General features: G+C 71.6%; 13 protein-coding genes. 3 read left to right on the top strand and 10 right to left on the bottom strand.

The window, feature by feature from the left end; translation table 11 throughout:
- The first annotated feature begins 1 nt into the window (after window position 1).
- Complete coding sequence (locus ACFYWS_RS00660; protein WP_389267977.1) at window positions 2-1,810, top strand: TIM barrel protein; 1,809 nt, start codon at window positions 2-4, stop codon at window positions 1,808-1,810.
- A gap of 79 nt (window positions 1,811-1,889) precedes the next feature.
- Here ACFYWS_RS00660 and ACFYWS_RS00655 read toward each other — a convergent pair whose 3' ends face one another.
- Window positions 1,890-2,468: a DinB family protein gene (locus tag ACFYWS_RS00655; RefSeq protein ID WP_389267975.1), complete on the bottom strand. Its 579-nt coding sequence runs from the start codon at window positions 2,466-2,468 to the stop codon at window positions 1,890-1,892.
- 83 nt (window positions 2,469-2,551) lie between these two features.
- Between ACFYWS_RS00655 and glsA the strand changes: the two genes are divergently transcribed.
- Together glsA and ACFYWS_RS00645 are read left to right on the top strand one after the other, a co-directional pair.
- Window positions 2,552-4,354 (top strand): glutaminase A, encoded by a 1,803-nt coding sequence (gene glsA, locus ACFYWS_RS00650; RefSeq protein WP_389267973.1) that lies wholly within the window; start codon window positions 2,552-2,554, stop codon window positions 4,352-4,354.
- A 15-nt stretch (window positions 4,355-4,369) separates the two neighbouring features.
- A complete protein-coding gene (locus tag ACFYWS_RS00645) occupies window positions 4,370-5,590 on the top strand; it encodes a 4-hydroxybenzoate 3-monooxygenase (protein ID WP_389267971.1) in 1,221 nt (406 codons plus the stop codon).
- A gap of 58 nt (window positions 5,591-5,648) precedes the next feature.
- Here ACFYWS_RS00645 and ACFYWS_RS00640 read toward each other — a convergent pair whose 3' ends face one another.
- The 9 genes from ACFYWS_RS00640 to ACFYWS_RS00600 all read right to left on the bottom strand — a co-directional run bounded on the left by ACFYWS_RS00640 (window position 5,649) and on the right by ACFYWS_RS00600 (window position 15,204).
- Window positions 5,649-6,383, bottom strand: coding sequence for a dienelactone hydrolase family protein (locus ACFYWS_RS00640; RefSeq protein ID WP_389267969.1), 735 nt, complete (start codon window positions 6,381-6,383; stop codon window positions 5,649-5,651).
- 112 nt (window positions 6,384-6,495) lie between these two features.
- Window positions 6,496-7,008: a hypothetical protein gene (locus tag ACFYWS_RS00635; protein WP_389267967.1), complete on the bottom strand. Its 513-nt coding sequence runs from the start codon at window positions 7,006-7,008 to the stop codon at window positions 6,496-6,498.
- Window positions 7,009-7,159: 151 nt separating this feature from the next.
- Window positions 7,160-8,737, bottom strand: a complete 1,578-nt coding sequence (locus ACFYWS_RS00630) for a glycoside hydrolase family 13 protein (RefSeq protein WP_389267965.1) — start codon at window positions 8,735-8,737, stop codon at window positions 7,160-7,162.
- Window positions 8,734-9,957: a Gfo/Idh/MocA family protein gene (locus ACFYWS_RS00625; protein WP_389267963.1), complete on the bottom strand. Its 1,224-nt coding sequence runs from the start codon at window positions 9,955-9,957 to the stop codon at window positions 8,734-8,736. The genes ACFYWS_RS00630 and ACFYWS_RS00625 overlap by 4 nt, the downstream gene beginning before the upstream one ends.
- Window positions 9,954-11,033: a glycosidase gene (locus tag ACFYWS_RS00620; protein WP_389267961.1), complete on the bottom strand. Its 1,080-nt coding sequence runs from the start codon at window positions 11,031-11,033 to the stop codon at window positions 9,954-9,956. The genes ACFYWS_RS00625 and ACFYWS_RS00620 overlap by 4 nt, the downstream gene beginning before the upstream one ends.
- A gap of 8 nt (window positions 11,034-11,041) precedes the next feature.
- Window positions 11,042-11,872: a carbohydrate ABC transporter permease gene (locus ACFYWS_RS00615; RefSeq protein WP_389267959.1), complete on the bottom strand. Its 831-nt coding sequence runs from the start codon at window positions 11,870-11,872 to the stop codon at window positions 11,042-11,044.
- 1 nt (window position 11,873) lies between these two features.
- Window positions 11,874-12,773, bottom strand: coding sequence for a carbohydrate ABC transporter permease (locus tag ACFYWS_RS00610; protein ID WP_389267957.1), 900 nt, complete (start codon window positions 12,771-12,773; stop codon window positions 11,874-11,876).
- Entirely contained in the window at window positions 12,770-14,062 is a 1,293-nt protein-coding gene (locus ACFYWS_RS00605; protein ID WP_389267955.1) for an extracellular solute-binding protein, read from the bottom strand. Before ACFYWS_RS00605 ends, ACFYWS_RS00610 begins: the two co-directional genes overlap by 4 nt.
- A 119-nt stretch (window positions 14,063-14,181) precedes the next feature.
- Window positions 14,182-15,204: a LacI family DNA-binding transcriptional regulator gene (locus ACFYWS_RS00600; protein WP_389267953.1), complete on the bottom strand. Its 1,023-nt coding sequence runs from the start codon at window positions 15,202-15,204 to the stop codon at window positions 14,182-14,184.
- Window positions 15,205-15,315: the final 111 nt, after the last annotated feature.

Raw genomic sequence — 15,315 nt, 5'->3', positions numbered from 1 at the left:
CGTGCGCACCTCCATCGCCACCGTCTCGCTCAGCGGATCGCTCACCGAGAAGCTCACCGCCGCCGCCCGCGCGGGCTTCGACGGCGTTGAGATCTTCGAGAACGATCTCCTCGCCAGCCCCCTCACCCCCGAGGAGGTCCGCGACCGCTGCGCCGACCTCGGCCTGAGCATCGACCTGTACCAGCCGATGCGCGACATCGAAGCCGTGCCCGACGACGTGTTCGCCCAGAACCTGCGGCGCGCCGAGCACAAGTTCCGGGTCATGCAACGCCTCGGCACCGACACCGTGCTGGTGTGCTCCAGCGTCTCGCCGCTCTCCGTCGGCGACGACGCGCTCGCCGCCGACCAGCTGCGCCAACTCGCCGAGCGCGCAAGCGACTTCGGTGTCCGCGTCGCCTACGAGGCACTCGCCTGGGGCCGCCACGTCAATACGTACGACCATGCCTGGCGCATCGTCGAGGCCGCCGACCACCCGGCGCTCGGCACCTGCCTCGACAGCTTCCACATCCTCGCCCGCGGCGCCGAGGGCAAGGACCTCGAAGGCATCGAGGACATCCCCGGCGACAAGATCTTCTTCCTTCAGCTCGCCGACGCGCCGCTGCTCGACATGGACGTCCTGCGCTGGAGCCGTCACTACCGCTGCTTCCCCGGCCAGGGCGACCTCGACGTCGCGGGCCTGCTGCGGCACGTGCTGCGCGCCGGGTACCGGGGGCCGCTGTCGCTGGAGATCTTCAACGACGTGTTCCGGCAGGCCGAGGCGGGACCCGCCGCCGTGGACGCGCTGCGCTCGCTGCTCGCCCTCCAGGAGGCCGTGGGTGTCCAGGATGTGGTGGGGCAAGGCGAGTTGCCCGCGCCCGTCGTGCCCACCGGCGTCGCCTTCACGGAACTCGTCACCCCTGACGTCGCCCCGGCCGCCGACCTCCTCGCCGCCCTCGGCTTCACCCGCACAGGACGCCACCGCGGCAAGCCGGTCGACCTGTGGGAGCAGGGCGCGGCCCGCGTGCTGCTCAACACCGGGCCCGCCGCACGCCGCGACGGCACCGTCCTCGCCGCCGTCGGCCTGGAGTCCCCTGACCCGGACGCCGCCGCCCGCCGCGCCGAGGCCCTGCTCGCCCCGGTCCTGCCGCGCCGCCGCGGCACCGGCGACGTACTCCTCGACGCCGTCGCCGCGCCCGACGGCACGGAACTCTTCTTCTGCGCCACCGACCGCCCCGAACTCCCCAGCTGGACCAGGGACTTCGAGCCGACGGGGGAGCGGCCCGCGGACACCGACATCATCGGCGTCGACCACCTCCAGCTCACCCAGCCCTGGCACCAGTTCGACGAGGCCGCCCTGTTCCACCGCAGCGTGCTCGGCCTCGAACCGCGGGCGAGCGTCGACGTCGCCGACCCGTACGGACTGCTGCGCAGCCGCGCCGTCGCCACCGCCGACGGCGCCGTCCGCATCGCTCTCGGCGCGGGCCCTGGCCCCGGTGAGGACCAGGACCGCGCCCAGCACATCGCCCTCGCCACCAGCGACGTCGTCGCCGCCGCCCGCCGCTTCCGTGCGGCGGGCGGGGAACTGCTGCCGATGCCGGGCAACTACTACGACGACCTCGCCGCGCGCTTCGAGTTCGCCCCCGGCGAGCTGGAGACGTACCAGGACCTCGGCATCCTCTACGACCGCGACGCCCACGGCACCTTCCGCCACTGCTACACCCGCACCGTGGGCCGCGTCTTCTTCGAACTGGCCCAGCGCGAGGACGGCTACGAGGGATACGGGGCACAGAACGCCCCGGTGCGCCTCGCGGCGCAGCACGGAGCCAACTGAGGCGGCCTAGGGCCTGTCTTCAAACTCCCGTCGTCGCCCGGAGGGCGGCGCCGCGCAGGCGGGAGTTTGAAGACAGGCCCTAGCCTTTGAAGCGTGCCGCGATCTCCTCCAGCTGGGCGTGGTACTGCTTCCACTCCAGCGGGGGCAGGCTGTCGTTGTCCGGGCGGCAGCCGGCCTGGCCGTCGAGACCCTCGCGGAGGATGTCGGCCTGGCCCGTGTGGCGCTGGGTGTCGGCCAGGACCCGGACCAGGACGTGCTGGAGTGTGACCTGGCCCCGCTCCTTCGGCCACCACGGCACCGTGCCGACGGCGTCCAGGGGCAGCTCCACGACCGAGGCGTCGGCATGTGTCCAGGCGCGCCGGTAGCGTTCGATGATCTCCTCGCGGGACTCGTCGGTGGCCGCGAACATGTCGGCGTTCGCGTCCTGGGCGTCCTTGAGATCGGGCAGCGGTTCGCCGTGCGCCCGGCCGAACGTGTCGCAGAGGTAGCCGAGCTCCACCGCGGCCAGATGCTTGAGCAGGCCCAGCAGGTTCGTGCCCGTGGGGGTCAGCGGGCGCCGCACGTCGTAATCGGAGAGCCCGTCGAGCTTCCACAGCAGGGCGTCGCGGGCTTCCTGGAGGTAGTGCAGGAGGTCGTTCTTGAGCTCGGTGTCGGTCATGCGCTCACTCTGCTGCCTCGGTCGTGCGTGAACCAGGGGTTTTCGACAGGCAGTGAGGCACCTCATGGGCTTCGATGGACGAGATGGGACACGAGCCGGAAGCCTCCGCACACGATCCGCTGACCGCACTCCTCGACGGCGTGCGGCTGCGGCTGCGCGATCTGAACGACGGCGAGCCCGCTTCGTACATCCCGGAGCTCGGCCGCGTCGACCCGCGCCTGTTCGGGCTCAGCCTGTGCACCCTCGACGGGCGGGTCTACGGGAGCGGGGACACGGACGTCCGGTTCACCGCGCAGTCCGTGTCGAAGCCCTTCGTGTTCGCGCTCGCGCTCGCCGACCACGGCCTGGAGAACGTCCTGGCGCGGGTCGGCGCCGAGCCGAGCGGCGAGGCGTTCAACTCGATCCGCCTGGAGCCCGGCACGGGCCGTCCACCGAACCCGATGGTCAACGCCGGGGCCATCGTGACCAGTTCACTCGTCGCGGGCGGCACCCCCAAGGCCCGCTTCAACCGCATCCTGGACGGCCTCGGCGCCTTCGCGGGGCGGCCCCTCACCGTCGACGAGGCCGTGTACGCCTCCGAGTGCTCCACGGGCGACCGCAACCGCGCCCTCGCCTACCTCATGCACAACGCGGGCTCGCTCACCGGCGACGTCGAGTCGGAGCTCGCCGTCTACTTCCGCCAGTGCTCCGTCCTCGTCACCTGCGACGACCTCGCCGTGATGCACGCGACGCTCGCGGGCGGCGGCATCAACCCGGTCACCGGCGAACGCGTCGTCGCGAGCCGGCACGCCCAGCACGTCCTCGCCGTCATGGCCACCTGCGGCATGTACGACGCGTCGGGGCAGTGGATGCTACGGGTCGGCATGCCCGCCAAGAGCGGGGTGTCCGGCGGGATCGGGGTGGCGCTGCCGAGCCAGTTCGGGATCGGCGTGTTCAGCCCGCCCCTGGAGGAGAAGGGCAACAGTGTGCGCGGCATCGCCGCCTGCCACCTGATCTCCGACCAGTTCGGGCTGCACCTGATGCGGGCCACGGCCCCGGAGCGCAGGCCGCTGCCGCCCCGCTCCCTGCACCCCACCCCGCTGCGCTCCCTGCGCCACCGCACCCGCGCCCAGCGGGCCGCCCTCGACGCCCGCGCGGAGCGGATCCGCGTCCACGTCCTCCAGGGCGACCTCGACTTCGCCACCGCCGAGCAGACCCTGCGCGCCGCCCTCGAACTCCCGGACGCCGTCGGCTGGTTCGTGCTCGACCTCACCCGCGTCGGCCGCATCGAACCGGTCGCAGCCGACCTGCTGCGCGGCCTCGCCGACGAGCTGCGCACCCGCGATCTGCGCATGGTCCTCGCCGACCCGGACGAGCGGCAGGCGATGACCCGCACCACGGACGAGTTCCCCGACCTCGGCCGCGCCCTGGAGGCGTGCGAGGACGAGCTGCTCACCGGGATCGGGCTCGACCCGGACATCCCCGTGCCGCTCGCCGACTGCGACCTGTTCGGCACGGCCGACCCCGGACTGCGCGCCGCCCTCGCCGAGGCCTTCGACACCCTGGACCTCGCGGCGGGCGAGTCCGTCGCGCCTCCGCACACGGCGCCGCTCGACCGGATCGTCCTCTGGTACGTCGAGTCGGGCCGGCTCGCGGTGTGCGCCGACGCCGCCGACACGGTGACGACGCGCCGCACCTGGTCGGCGGGGCCTGGCGCGGCCCTCACGCCCGCCGACTTCCCGCCGCGGCGCACCCGCAAGGTCCTCGCCGAACGGGACACGCGCTGCCGTACCCTCACCGCCGCCGGTTTCCGTCGCCTGCGCGAGCGGGAGCCCGACGCGGTGGCGTTCTTGGAGCGGGCGCCGCTGGAGGGCGCGGAGACGGTGGACCGCGCGGACGTCAACTGACCCATAATGGGCCGCATGACCGACGCGGACATCGGTACCAACTCGGCGCTGTCGCAACGGAGTTCAGTGGTCATCGTCGGTGCGGGACCCGCCGGGCTGACCGTCGGGAACATCCTGCGCGCCGCGGGCGTCGACTGCGTGGTCCTGGAGTGCGAGAGCCGTACGTTCATCGAGCGGCGGCCGCGGGCCGGCGTCATCGAGGAGTGGGCGGTGCACGCCCTGGACCGGCGAGGACTCGCCGCGCAGTTGCTGGGGAGCGCGGAGCGGCACACCGCGTGCGAATTCCGCTTCGCGGGCGAGCGGCACCGCTTCGGCTACACCGAACTGACCGGGCACCACCACTTCGTCTATCCCCAGCCGCTGCTCGTGACCGACCTGGTGCGCGAATACGCCGACGTACGCGGCGGGGACATCCGCTTCGGCGTCGGCGACATACACCTCCACGACATCGACAGCGACCGGCCCTCGGTCTCGTACATCTGCGGCGACACCGGTCAACGGCGGTTGCTGCACTGTGAGTTCGTCGCCGGGTGCGACGGCGCGCGCGGTGTGACGCGCGAGGCGATCCCCGCCGGCCGGGTCCGTGTCGCGCGGCACGACTACGGCATCGGCTGGCTGGCGCTGCTCGCGCAGGCGCCGCCGTCGGCGGACCGCGTCCTGTTCGGCATGCACGAGGAGGGCTTCGCAGGGCAGATGCCACGCAGCCCCGAGGTCACCCGCTACTACCTCCAGTGCCCGCCCGGCGACGACCCCGAAGGCTGGTCGCACGAACGAGTGTGGACACAGCTGCGCCGACGCCTCGCCGCCGAGGGCGCCACGCCGTTGACCGAGGGCGAGTTGATCGAGAAGCGCGTCCTCGACATGCACGACTACGTCACCGAACCCATGACGTACGGGCGTCTCTTCCTGGCCGGGGACGCCGCGCACCTGGTCGCGCCCATCGCGGCCAAGGGCCTCAACCTCGCGCTGCACGACGCGTTCCTCCTCGCCGACGCGATCGTGGCGCACGCGGCCGGCGACAGCAGTGGCATCGAGGGTTACGGCGAGGCGTGCCTGCGGCGTGTATGGGACTACCAGGAGTTCTCGCAGTGGCTGTCGGAGGTCTACCACGGCGCTTCGTTCGGCGACCCGTTCCGCACGGGCACGACGCTGGCCAGGCTGCGCCGCCTGTTCACGTCGCGGGCGGCGGCGACGGCGTTCGCGGAGCAGTATCTGGGGGCGGCCGAGAGGTATTGAGAGAGGGCGGCGGAGGTACGGGCATCTGGTTGTACGACGCCCGTACCGTCCGGAGGACTCAGCCGGCCCGCAGGGCGCGGTCGAGGAGCGGCAGCAGCCGGTCCCAGTGGCGCTTGAGGGCGTCCGCGTCGAAGGCGGAGGTGTCGGCCATCGTGAAGCCGTGGACGCTGCCCGGGTAGAGCTCGATGGAGTGCTCGACCCCTGCGGTCTCGAAGGACTTGTTGAGCTCGGCGACGGCCTCGGGGGCCAGGTCACCCTCGGCGAGGCCCAGGTGCACGCGGGCGGCGACCTTGTCGGCCGAGAGGTGCGCGCTGTCGGGGGCGTCGGTGACGAGCATGCCGGGGTGGAACCCGGCGACGGCGGCAACCCGGTCGGGGTGGGCCGCGGCGGTGCGCAGCGCCAGGGCGGCGCCCATGCAGTAGCCGGTCGTACCGATGGGGCCCTCGGCGACCTCGGGCTGGGTGCAGAGGAAGTCGACGTAGGCCTCGGCGTCGCGCAGGGCGCGCTCGGCGGTGTGCTCCTGGAGCAGCGGCATCAGCTTGCCGAAGATCTCCGGCCGGTTCTCCTCGCTGATGTGCTCGGGAAGCTCGACGACGGGAGTGGCTCCGTGCCGGTAGTAGACGTTGGGCACGAGCACGTAGTAGCCGTGCCCGGCCAGCTCGCGGGCGAGCTCCTCGATCACGGGCCGCACGCCGAAGGCGTCCATGTAGAGCAGCACGCCCGGGTGCCGGGCGCCGTCGTCGGGGTGGGCGACGAAGGCGTCGGCGCGGCCGTCCGCGGTGGGAATCTGCACTGTCTTGCTGGTGGCGATGGCGGATCATCCTTCCTGGAACAACTGATATCAGTGCACAGTACAGTTGCCCGCTGTGATGGCCCTCCGCGCGGGTGTCCAAGAGGCGTGGTACTCAGTGGCTGTGCCGCTTGCTCGCCCAGAAGACGGCGCGGGCCGCCCTTATCCGCTCGGCCTGCCGCCCGGGATCGAGGGCCGACTCCAGGGCGGTGCGCAGCAGCCCGGGGTCGACCAGCTTGCCGCTGCCGTCCGGCGGGGTGCGCCAGAGGAACGAGTGGTGGCGCACACCCGTGATGCCGTCGGCGTCCGGGGACGGCATCGAGAGGTCCTCACCCGCGGTGAGCATCCGCACGTCCTCCGTCTCGGGCCAGGCCGGGGCGTACGCCACGTCGGGCCGCGTGAGGATGTAGAACACCGGACGCGGCTTGGCGTGCTCTTCGAGCACCGGCACGGCGTCCGCCTCCCTGCCCAGCTCCCACAGCACCGTCAGACCGAGCGGCTGCTGCACGCGCAATGCGTCCCAGTCGCGGCCCGCCGGAAGCTTCGCCAGATACGGCGACTGCTCCCATGCGGCATATGCCTCGCTCGGCTCTCGGTGACAGGAGGCCAACCACTGCGCTCCGTCCATTGGGTGACCATACGTCAACTGCCGTGTCTGGTCAGCGGATTCATCAATCCGACGGACCCGCTGAGTGAAGGTCTGGCCATGGCTGCTGTGGTGGGGCGGACTTCGCTGCTGGCACATGCCGCTACGCGGCGGGTTCGGCGGGCGGTTTCCTTCAGGCCGGGGACACCAGCCACGCCGCCGTGTCCTGCGGCAGGGCGTCCGCCGTGAGAGGGCCGCTCGCGAGGAGCGGCGGGCCGGTGAGGCCGAGGCTCGACAGGGGGAGCGGGTGTTCGGACAGGTTCACCACGCACACCAAGTTCCCGCGACGGAAGGCGAGATGGGACGCTCCGGGCGCGGAGAGCCACTGCGGGGGCGCCGCGGGATCGGGGGCCGGGTGGGTTCGGCGCAGCCGCAGCGCCCGCCGGTACAGCGCGAGCGTCGAGTCCGGGTCCGCCTGCTGCGCGGCCACCGTGAGCGGCGCCCAGTCGTCGGGCTGGGGCAGCCAGGTGGCCTCGGGCGCCCCGCCGCTGAACCCGTACGGCGCCGCCGTGCCGGACCACGGCAGCGGCACGCGCGCGCCGTCGCGGCCCCGCTCGGTGTGCCCGGAGCGTTCCCACAGCGGGTCGAGGATGCGGTCGTCGGGCACGAACGCCTGCGGCAGGCCCAGTTCCTCGCCCTGGTAGAGGTACGCGGACCCGGGCAGCGCCAGCATCAGCAGCGCCGCCGCACGGGCGCGCGCCAGGGAGCCGTGCCGGGTGACGGGCCGGGGCGCGTCATGGCTGGAGAGCAGCCAGGTCACCGCGGAACCGGGCACCGCGAACGAACCGTCGATCACCTCGCGCAGTTCCTTCGCGTCCCACGAGGCCTCCAGAAAGGCGAAGTTGAAGGCCTGGTGCATCTCGTCCGGGCGGATGTATCGGCCGAGCCGGCCCGGTTCGAAGACCGCCGACTCAGCGACCATCACCCGGTCCTCGGGCTCCACAGCGCCCGGCGGCGCGGGGTGCGTGTCGAGCAGGGTGCGCCACTCGCGGTAGAGCGGGTGCAGCTCCTCCTGGTCGTAATAGGGCATGAGGTGGTTGCGCAGGGGGTCGGTGTGCTGCCCGGGGCCCGCGTCGGGCAGGCCTTCCGCCTTGAACAGGGCGTGTGCCACGTCCACGCGGAAGCCGTCCACACCCCGGTCCAGCCAGTGCCGCAGCACGTCGGCGAAGGCGTCGCGCACCTTCGGGCTGCGCCAGTCGAGGTCGGGCTGCTCGGCGGCGTGCAGGTGGCAGTACCACTCGCCGTCCGCGACCCGCGTCCAGGCGGGCCCGCCGAACGCCGACTGCCAGTCGTTGGGCGGCAGTTCACCGTCCGCGCCCCGGCCCGGCCGGAACAGATACATCTCCCGCTCTGCCGAACCGGGTCCGGCGGCCAGCGCCTCCAGGAACCACGGGTGCCGGTCGGAGGTGTGGTTCGGGACGAGGTCGACGATGAACTTCAGGCCCAGCTCGTGGGCGCGCGCGGTGAGCGCGTCGACGTCGGCGGTCGTCCCCAGGTCCGGGGCGACGCCCGTGTAGTCGGCGATGTCATAGCCGCCGTCGGCCAGCGGCGAGGGATAGAACGGCGTGCACCACACCGCGTCCGCACCCAGGTCCTTGATGTGTTCGAGGCATTCGGTCAGCCCGGGAAGGTCCCCGACGCCGTCGCCGTTCGAGTCGGCGAAGGCCCGCGGGTACACCTCGTAGCAGACCATGTCCTGCCACCAGCTCATGCGAAGGACCCTTCCGAAGCCCACGGGAACGTGGGGATGACCGGCTGTTCGCGGCCCGTCGCCGCGGCGAGAGTGGCGGCCTCGGCGACCGCCACCGCGCCGAAGCCGCTGAGGGCGTCCGCCGCCGGCGCGGTGCCTTCGCGCACCGCCCGTACGAGGTCGGCCATCGCGGCGCGCACGCTCTGCGCGTACACATACGGCTTGCGGGCCTCGCCGCCGAGGTCGATGACGGCCCGCACGTGGTGCGGGGCGGAGCGCCGCTCGCCGCGCCCGCGGGCGGGCGCGGCAGGTCCCGCGTCTCGTTCGACGTGGACCGTGAACCGCTCGTCGCCGTGCGGCCGGAATCCGTCGACCGCGAGCAACGGGCCGATCTGGAGCGGCAGTTGCTCCCAGTGGCGGGCGCCGGCCTCGTCGGTCCACGCCGAGATCTCCGCGTACGCCGGGATCCAGCCGGTGATCCGCGTCTCCTGGAACCCGTGGTCCAGGCGCATGAGTTGGCGCTCCGCGCGGTGCGCGTGGGTGAAGGAGTGCAGGTGGGAGGCGAGGACGCCGCCGGGGTGCACGACATCCGCGCTCACCATGTCGACCGGCCCACCGGGCCGCGCCACCGCCGTGGCCCGCACGCTCACCGGGTCCGAGCCGAGCAGCATCCGCGCCGCGTCGAAGAAGTGCACGCCGTGCTCGACGAAGATGCCACCGGAGTGCGCCGGGTCCCAGAACCAGTGGCCGGGGCCGAGGTCCTCGTCGGCGGCGTCGTTCTCGAACAGGAACCGGCGGACGGGCGAGAGCAGCTCCCGCTCGGTGAGCCGCTGGACCGCCCGCAGCAGCGGGTTGTAGCGCAGCACGTGGTCCACGACCAGGACGCGACCGGCGCGGCGCGCCTCGTCGGCGACGGCCGCCGCGTCCTCGGTCGTGGTGGCGAGCGGCTTCTCGCAGAAGACATGGCGCCCCGCGCGCAGTGCCTTGGTGGCCATCGCGGCATGGGTGGCAGGCGGCGTCGCGATCAGCACGGCCGCCACGTCCTCCCGTTCCAGGAGTTCGTCGAGCGAGCCCAGCGCCGGAACGCCGTGCCGCTCGGCGAGCGCGGCGGCCCGCTCACGCGAGGGGTCGGCGACCGCCGCGAGACGTAGGCCGGGCAGCCCGGCGATCGCGTCGAGCACGAACCCGGCGAAGCCGCCGCAGCCGACCATGCCGATACCGAGCGGGGCGCCGGCGGTCATGCGGTGCGCTCCAGGAGGGCCACGCCGATGTGCGCGTCGGCCATGCCGTAGAAGACGTACAGCTCGCCGTCGATCTCCTCGATCGCCGTCGGGAAGACGACGTTCGGCACCGTGCCGGACACCTCTTCCTCGGTCTCCGGCGCCATCAGCGGGACGTCCGAGCGGGCGAGGATCTTCGACGGGTCGGCCGGGTCGAGGATCATCGCGCCCGCCGCGTACGACACCTTCTGGTTCTGCGCCCACGGGTCCTCGATGGAGCCGGAGACACCATGGTGGATGAGCAGCCAGCCCTCGGGCACCCGGATCGGGGCCGGACCGCCGCCGATCTTCAGCGACTCCCACTCGTACTCGGAGAGCGCGACCAGCGTGTGCTGACGTGGGCGGACGAGGGCGCGGATGTCGGCCTCGACCTCGGCGACCGGCACGTACGAGATCCAGATGCCGGGCCGCTCGTCGGTGACACCGGCCGGCAGGTGCACGCCCTCGCCCTCCCGGAACCAGCCGAGGTCCCACATCGGGCGGTGCAGCATCGCGTACGACATCGTGCCGTCGGGGGCCGGGACCGGCTCGGGGAAGTGGACGACGTCCTTGTTCGGGAAGAGGTTGAGGTCGGTGTCCAGGTCGGCCTGGTACGCGAACTGGATGGGGCCGAGGCGCGTCCAGTCGGTGAGGTTCTCGGACACGGCGAGCGCCGGCTTCGGGCCGAGCGGGCCGTAGGCGACGTAGGACATGACGTGCTGGCCGAGCGAGGGGACCCAGGTGATGCGGGGGTCCTCGACGCCGGCGTTGTTCTTGCCGCGCTCCCAGCCCTCGTCGGGGGCCAGGACGACGCCGCGGCGCTCGACGCCGTTCGGGACACCCGACTCGTCGAAGGTGACCTCGGCGAGGCCGACACGGGAGACGTTGCCCTCCGCGACCAGGCGGGGCAGCAGGTGCAGCGTGCCGTCGGGGGTGCGGCCCGCGGCCGGGTTGAGGACGCCCTCGACCTCGTTCGCCTCGCCGGCCAGGGGGGACATGACGACGCCCTTGCGCACCATGCGGTACGGGATGGCCGTGGAGTTGTCGGTGTTGCTCATGTGCTGATTCAGCCCTTGGTTGCGGAGTCGATGTCGGTGGAGGTGAAGTGGCGCTGGAACACGAGGAACAGGACCACCGCGGGGACGGCCAGCACACACGCGCCGGCCAGCAGGGCGCCGGCCGGGTTGGCGACCGTGCCCTGAAGGTTGGACAGGAAGCTCGCCAGCGAGACCGCGAGGGGCTGCATGTCGGCGTTCTTGGTGACGAGGAACGGCCACAGGAACTCGTTCCACGGCCCGATGAACGTGAGGAGCAGCGCGGTCAGGATGGCCGGCTTGGCCATCGGCAGCGCGATCCGCCACAGGATCCGCAGCTCGCTCGCACCGTCGATGCGCGCCGCCTCGAAGAGGGACTGCGGCATCTGCGAGAAGAACTGCCGGAACAGGAAGACGGCTGTCGAGTTGATCGCGAACGGCAGGATCATGCCGAAGTAGTTGTCGCCGAGCCCGTAGTCGCGGACCACGAGGACGTACAGCGGCAGCGTCAGCAGCTGGAACGGGATCATCTGCACCAGGAGCAGCGCGCCGAACACGGCGCCCTTGCCGCGGAACTTCAGCACCGCGAGCGCGTATCCGGCGAGCACACCGAAGACGAGGGTGCAGACCAGGACGCCGATCGTCATGATCCCGGAGTTCAGCAGTGAACGGGCCAGCGAGATCGTGCTGTTGATGGCCGCGTAGTTGGCGCCGGTAAGGCCGGAGGGGACGGCCGCCGACAGATCGCCGGCCGTGACCTTCCGCAGGGAGCCCACGACCATGTAGTAGAAGGGGAAGAGGAAGACGACCGCGCCGAGCGACAGCAGTACGTAGCGCAGGGCCTTGCCACTGGTGACTCTCATGTCAGTTGCCCCTCTCGGTGAGCTTGCGGGCGGCGAGCGACACGACCATGACGAAGGCGATGAGGACGACGCCGAGCGCGGCCGCGACATCGGGGTGCCCCTGCTCGATGCCCTTCTGGTACATGAGCAGCACCGGCGACGTGGACGCGTGGTCCGGGCCGCCGCCCCCGGTCAGCAGGTAGGGCTCGCTGAACATGTTGGCGCCGGTGATGATCGCGTAGATGACGACCAGGGTCGTCGCGGGACGCACGCCCGGCACGGTCACCGAGAAGAACTGCCGCACCTTGCCCGCGCCGTCCATGGCGGACGCCTCGTACAGCTCCTTGCCGACGTTCTGCAGCGATGCCAGGTACAGCATCACGAAGAAGCCGAGCTGCTTCCAGGTCACGAAGACGGCGATCATCGGCATCGCGAGATGCGAGTTGACCAGCCACGACGGATCCGGGGCGTGCGAGCCGAGCAGATGGTTGACGAAACCGTCCTGGCCGAAGAGGAACTGCCACACGGCGACGAGCGCGACGCTCGCGGTCACGTACGGGAGGTAGAACGCGGCGCGGAAGAACGCCCGCCCGCGTATCTTCGCGTTCAGCGCGGCGGCGAGGACCAGCGAGAGGCCCACGGTCAGCGGCACGTTGATGACCAGGAAGATCAGGATGTTCAGGAACGCCTGGCCGACCACCGGGTCGGTGAACACGTCCTTGTAGTTCGACAGGCCCACCCACGGCGCGTCGACATCCGTGCCGGGAGCCGTGAAGTAGAAGCGATGGAAGGACATCCACACCGTGTAGACCAGCGGGATCGCGAAGACCACGAGCAGGAACAGCACGTACGGCGACACGAACAGCGCGCCGACACGCGAGCGGAAGCGGGAGTGATCGCGGGAGTGGAGAGTCGCGCTCATGACTGGTCCCCGTACTCGTTCAGCAGGTCGGTGATCTCGGACGAGGCGTTACGCAGGCCCGCACGCGTGGACTCGCGGCCGAAGATGACGGACTTCGTCCACTCGTCGCGGAAGGCCTGCCAGATGTCGACCGAACCCGGCACGTTCGGCACCTCGACGACGCGCTCCGCCTGGTCGGCGAAGGCCTCGTACGTGGGGTGCTCGGCGAAGTAGTCCGCATAGCGCTTGGTCAGGCCCTCGCGCATCGGCATCTGGCCGGTCGTCTCCAGGAACCTGCCGTCCTGCGCGCCCGACGTCGCGAACTTCAGCAGGTCCCAGGCCGTGGCCCGGTTCTCGCAGGCGCTGAACATCGCCACCGACTTCTCGTCGCTGAACGAGTGCTTGCCGGCGCCGCCGTCGGCCGTCGGCACCGGCGCGACACCGATGTCCACGCTGTTCTTGTACGCGGAGACGGCCCACGGCCCGACGGTGGCCATCGCGGACTTCCCGTCGTTCAGCGCGTCGCCCGGGTACGCCTCCTGCGGCGCCAGCTTCTCGGCGTACAACGACCGCCAGAAAGAGGCGACTTGGCGTCCCGCGGCAGAGTCGAACTGCGGCTTGCCGTCCTCGATCAGCTGCTTGCCGCCGCTCTGCGCGGCGAACGCGGGATAGAAGTCGTACCAGGGCTGGAAGAAGTCACTGGACGGCGACGGCCAGATGGCGGCCTTCGCGGCGCCGCTGTGCACCAGCGTCCGGGAGGTCTTCAGGAACTCCTTGTACGTGGCGAGCCTCGGGTGCTCCGGATCGAGACCGGCTTTCTTGAACAGCTTCTTGTTGTAGAGGATCATCACCGGGTTGCTCTTCCAGGGCAGCTGGTAGAACTTCCCGTCCGGCGACTTGTACTGGTCGGCGAGGTCGCCGCTGCGCTCGGTGACGTACGACGTGCCGCCGGGGAAGTCGTCGAGCGGCACGAGCCCGTTCTGCTTCTGGAAGGTCGGCACCGCGGCGGGCGAGGTGTTGAAGGCCAGACAGGCCGTCGTGCCCGCGATGATCGAGGCGCTGATCGCCTCCTCGGACGTCTTGCCCGCAGGGATCTGCTGGGCGGTGACGTGCTGATCGGGATGGCGCTTGTTCCACGCGGCCACCATCTGCTTGCCCCACTGCACCTCTTGGGCGTTGTTGGACAGCCAGACCGTGATCGGTCCGCGCGCGTCCGCGGCGACGGTCGCGTCGGGGGCGGCCCGGCCGCAGGCTGTCGCCGTACCCGCGAGCGCGAGCACGAGCAGCGCGGACGCCGTTCTCCTCAGCATGGTGATCTCCGAACTGTTCACGCGCGGCCTCGTCGCCGTGCGCAATTCCCGGTCCGCGCGGGCGCGGCCGAAGTCTGTTGCTCTGTCGCCTTGTTGCTTTGTCGCTCTGCGATGCGGATTCAGTCGCGCGGGGCGGGGCCGATCGACGCACGCGGGATGAACTCGGCGGGCGGCAGCGCCACGTGCGCCGCGCCCTCGTCCCCGGCGAGTACGGCGTCCAGGGCGCGGGCCGCGGCCTCGCCCCAACCGCGGGCGTCCGCGCGGGCGGAGGAGAGCGGCGGATAGCTGTAGCGGGTCAGGGGCGCGTCGTCGTACCCGACGACCGAGAGGCGATCGGGGACCGGGACGCCCAGCTCCTGGGCGACCGAGAGCCCGGCCATCGCGGCCAGGTCGTTGCCGTAGACGATCGCGGTCGGCGGGGTGTCGAGCGCGAGCAGCTCACGGGTCGCCCGCGCACCGCCCTCGGCGCTGAACCCGCCGGGCAGCACAGGGCCCTCGGGAAGGCCCAGCTCGCGCAGCGTCTGCTCCCAGGCGAGGCGGCGCCGGTGCGCGTGCCGGAACTCGCGGGGCCCCTCGATGTGCGCGATGCGCTGGTGGCCGAGGTCGGCGAGGCGGCGGACCGCGGAGGAGTAGGCGGGCTCGTCGTCCAGGCTCACCGTGGGCAGGCCGCCGCCCCACTCGGGCTGGCCCACCACCACGGCGGGCAGGCCGAGGCGGCGCATCAGCGGGGGGCGCGGGTCGTCATGCCGGAGGTCCGTGAGCAGTACGCCGTCGACCTGGCGCTGGGCCGCCAGCCGTTCGTACACGCCCTGCTCCTGCTCGGGTGTGGTCACGTGCACCATCAGGCCGTCGCCGCGCTGCCCGATGACGGACTCGACGCCCGCGATGAACGCCGGGAAGAAGAGATCTGCCCCGATCTGTTCGGGTTCGCGGGTCAGGACGAGGCCGAACGCCCCGGCCTTGCCGAGCGAGAGGGCGCGGGCCTGGCGGCTCGGTGTCCACCCGAGGTCGTCGGCCGCCGCGAGCACGCGGGCCTTGGTGTCCTCCGCGATGCCGGGGCGGTCGTTGAGGGCGAAGGAGACGGTCGCGCGGGAGACCCCGGCGTGGCGTGCGACGTCCGCGATGGTGGGCTTGCGGGCCATGGCGTACGCAACTCCTTGAGGGCGGCCTCCGGATGGGCGTTCAAACCGGTTTGAACGGCCGAACGGCGTTGACTAAACCGGTTTGAACGTGGAGGCGTCAAGGGGTTGGCC

This window comes from Streptomyces sp. NPDC002795 (genome assembly GCF_042888725.1).
Classification (GTDB): Bacteria; Actinomycetota; Actinomycetes; order Streptomycetales; family Streptomycetaceae; genus Streptomyces.
The sequence above is the reverse complement of the archived record's forward strand: the minus strand, read 5'-3'. Positions and strand labels throughout refer to the sequence as shown.

Coding starts and splice junctions, on each gene's coding strand:
- ACFYWS_RS00625 (WP_389267963.1), bottom strand. CDS start 9,957: ATGACCGCCGGCGCCCCGCTCGGTATCGGCATGGTCGGCTGCGGCGGC.
- ACFYWS_RS00645 (WP_389267971.1), top strand. CDS start 4,370: ATGACCGACGCGGACATCGGTACCAACTCGGCGCTGTCGCAACGGAGT.
- ACFYWS_RS00600 (WP_389267953.1), bottom strand. CDS start 15,204: ATGGCCCGCAAGCCCACCATCGCGGACGTCGCACGCCACGCCGGGGTC.
- ACFYWS_RS00610 (WP_389267957.1), bottom strand. CDS start 12,773: ATGAGCGCGACTCTCCACTCCCGCGATCACTCCCGCTTCCGCTCGCGT.
- ACFYWS_RS00630 (WP_389267965.1), bottom strand. CDS start 8,737: ATGAGCTGGTGGCAGGACATGGTCTGCTACGAGGTGTACCCGCGGGCC.
- glsA (WP_389267973.1), top strand. CDS start 2,552: ATGGGACACGAGCCGGAAGCCTCCGCACACGATCCGCTGACCGCACTC.
- ACFYWS_RS00635 (WP_389267967.1), bottom strand. CDS start 7,008: ATGGACGGAGCGCAGTGGTTGGCCTCCTGTCACCGAGAGCCGAGCGAG.
- ACFYWS_RS00605 (WP_389267955.1), bottom strand. CDS start 14,062: ATGCTGAGGAGAACGGCGTCCGCGCTGCTCGTGCTCGCGCTCGCGGGT.
- ACFYWS_RS00655 (WP_389267975.1), bottom strand. CDS start 2,468: ATGACCGACACCGAGCTCAAGAACGACCTCCTGCACTACCTCCAGGAA.
- ACFYWS_RS00615 (WP_389267959.1), bottom strand. CDS start 11,872: ATGAGAGTCACCAGTGGCAAGGCCCTGCGCTACGTACTGCTGTCGCTC.
- ACFYWS_RS00620 (WP_389267961.1), bottom strand. CDS start 11,033: ATGAGCAACACCGACAACTCCACGGCCATCCCGTACCGCATGGTGCGC.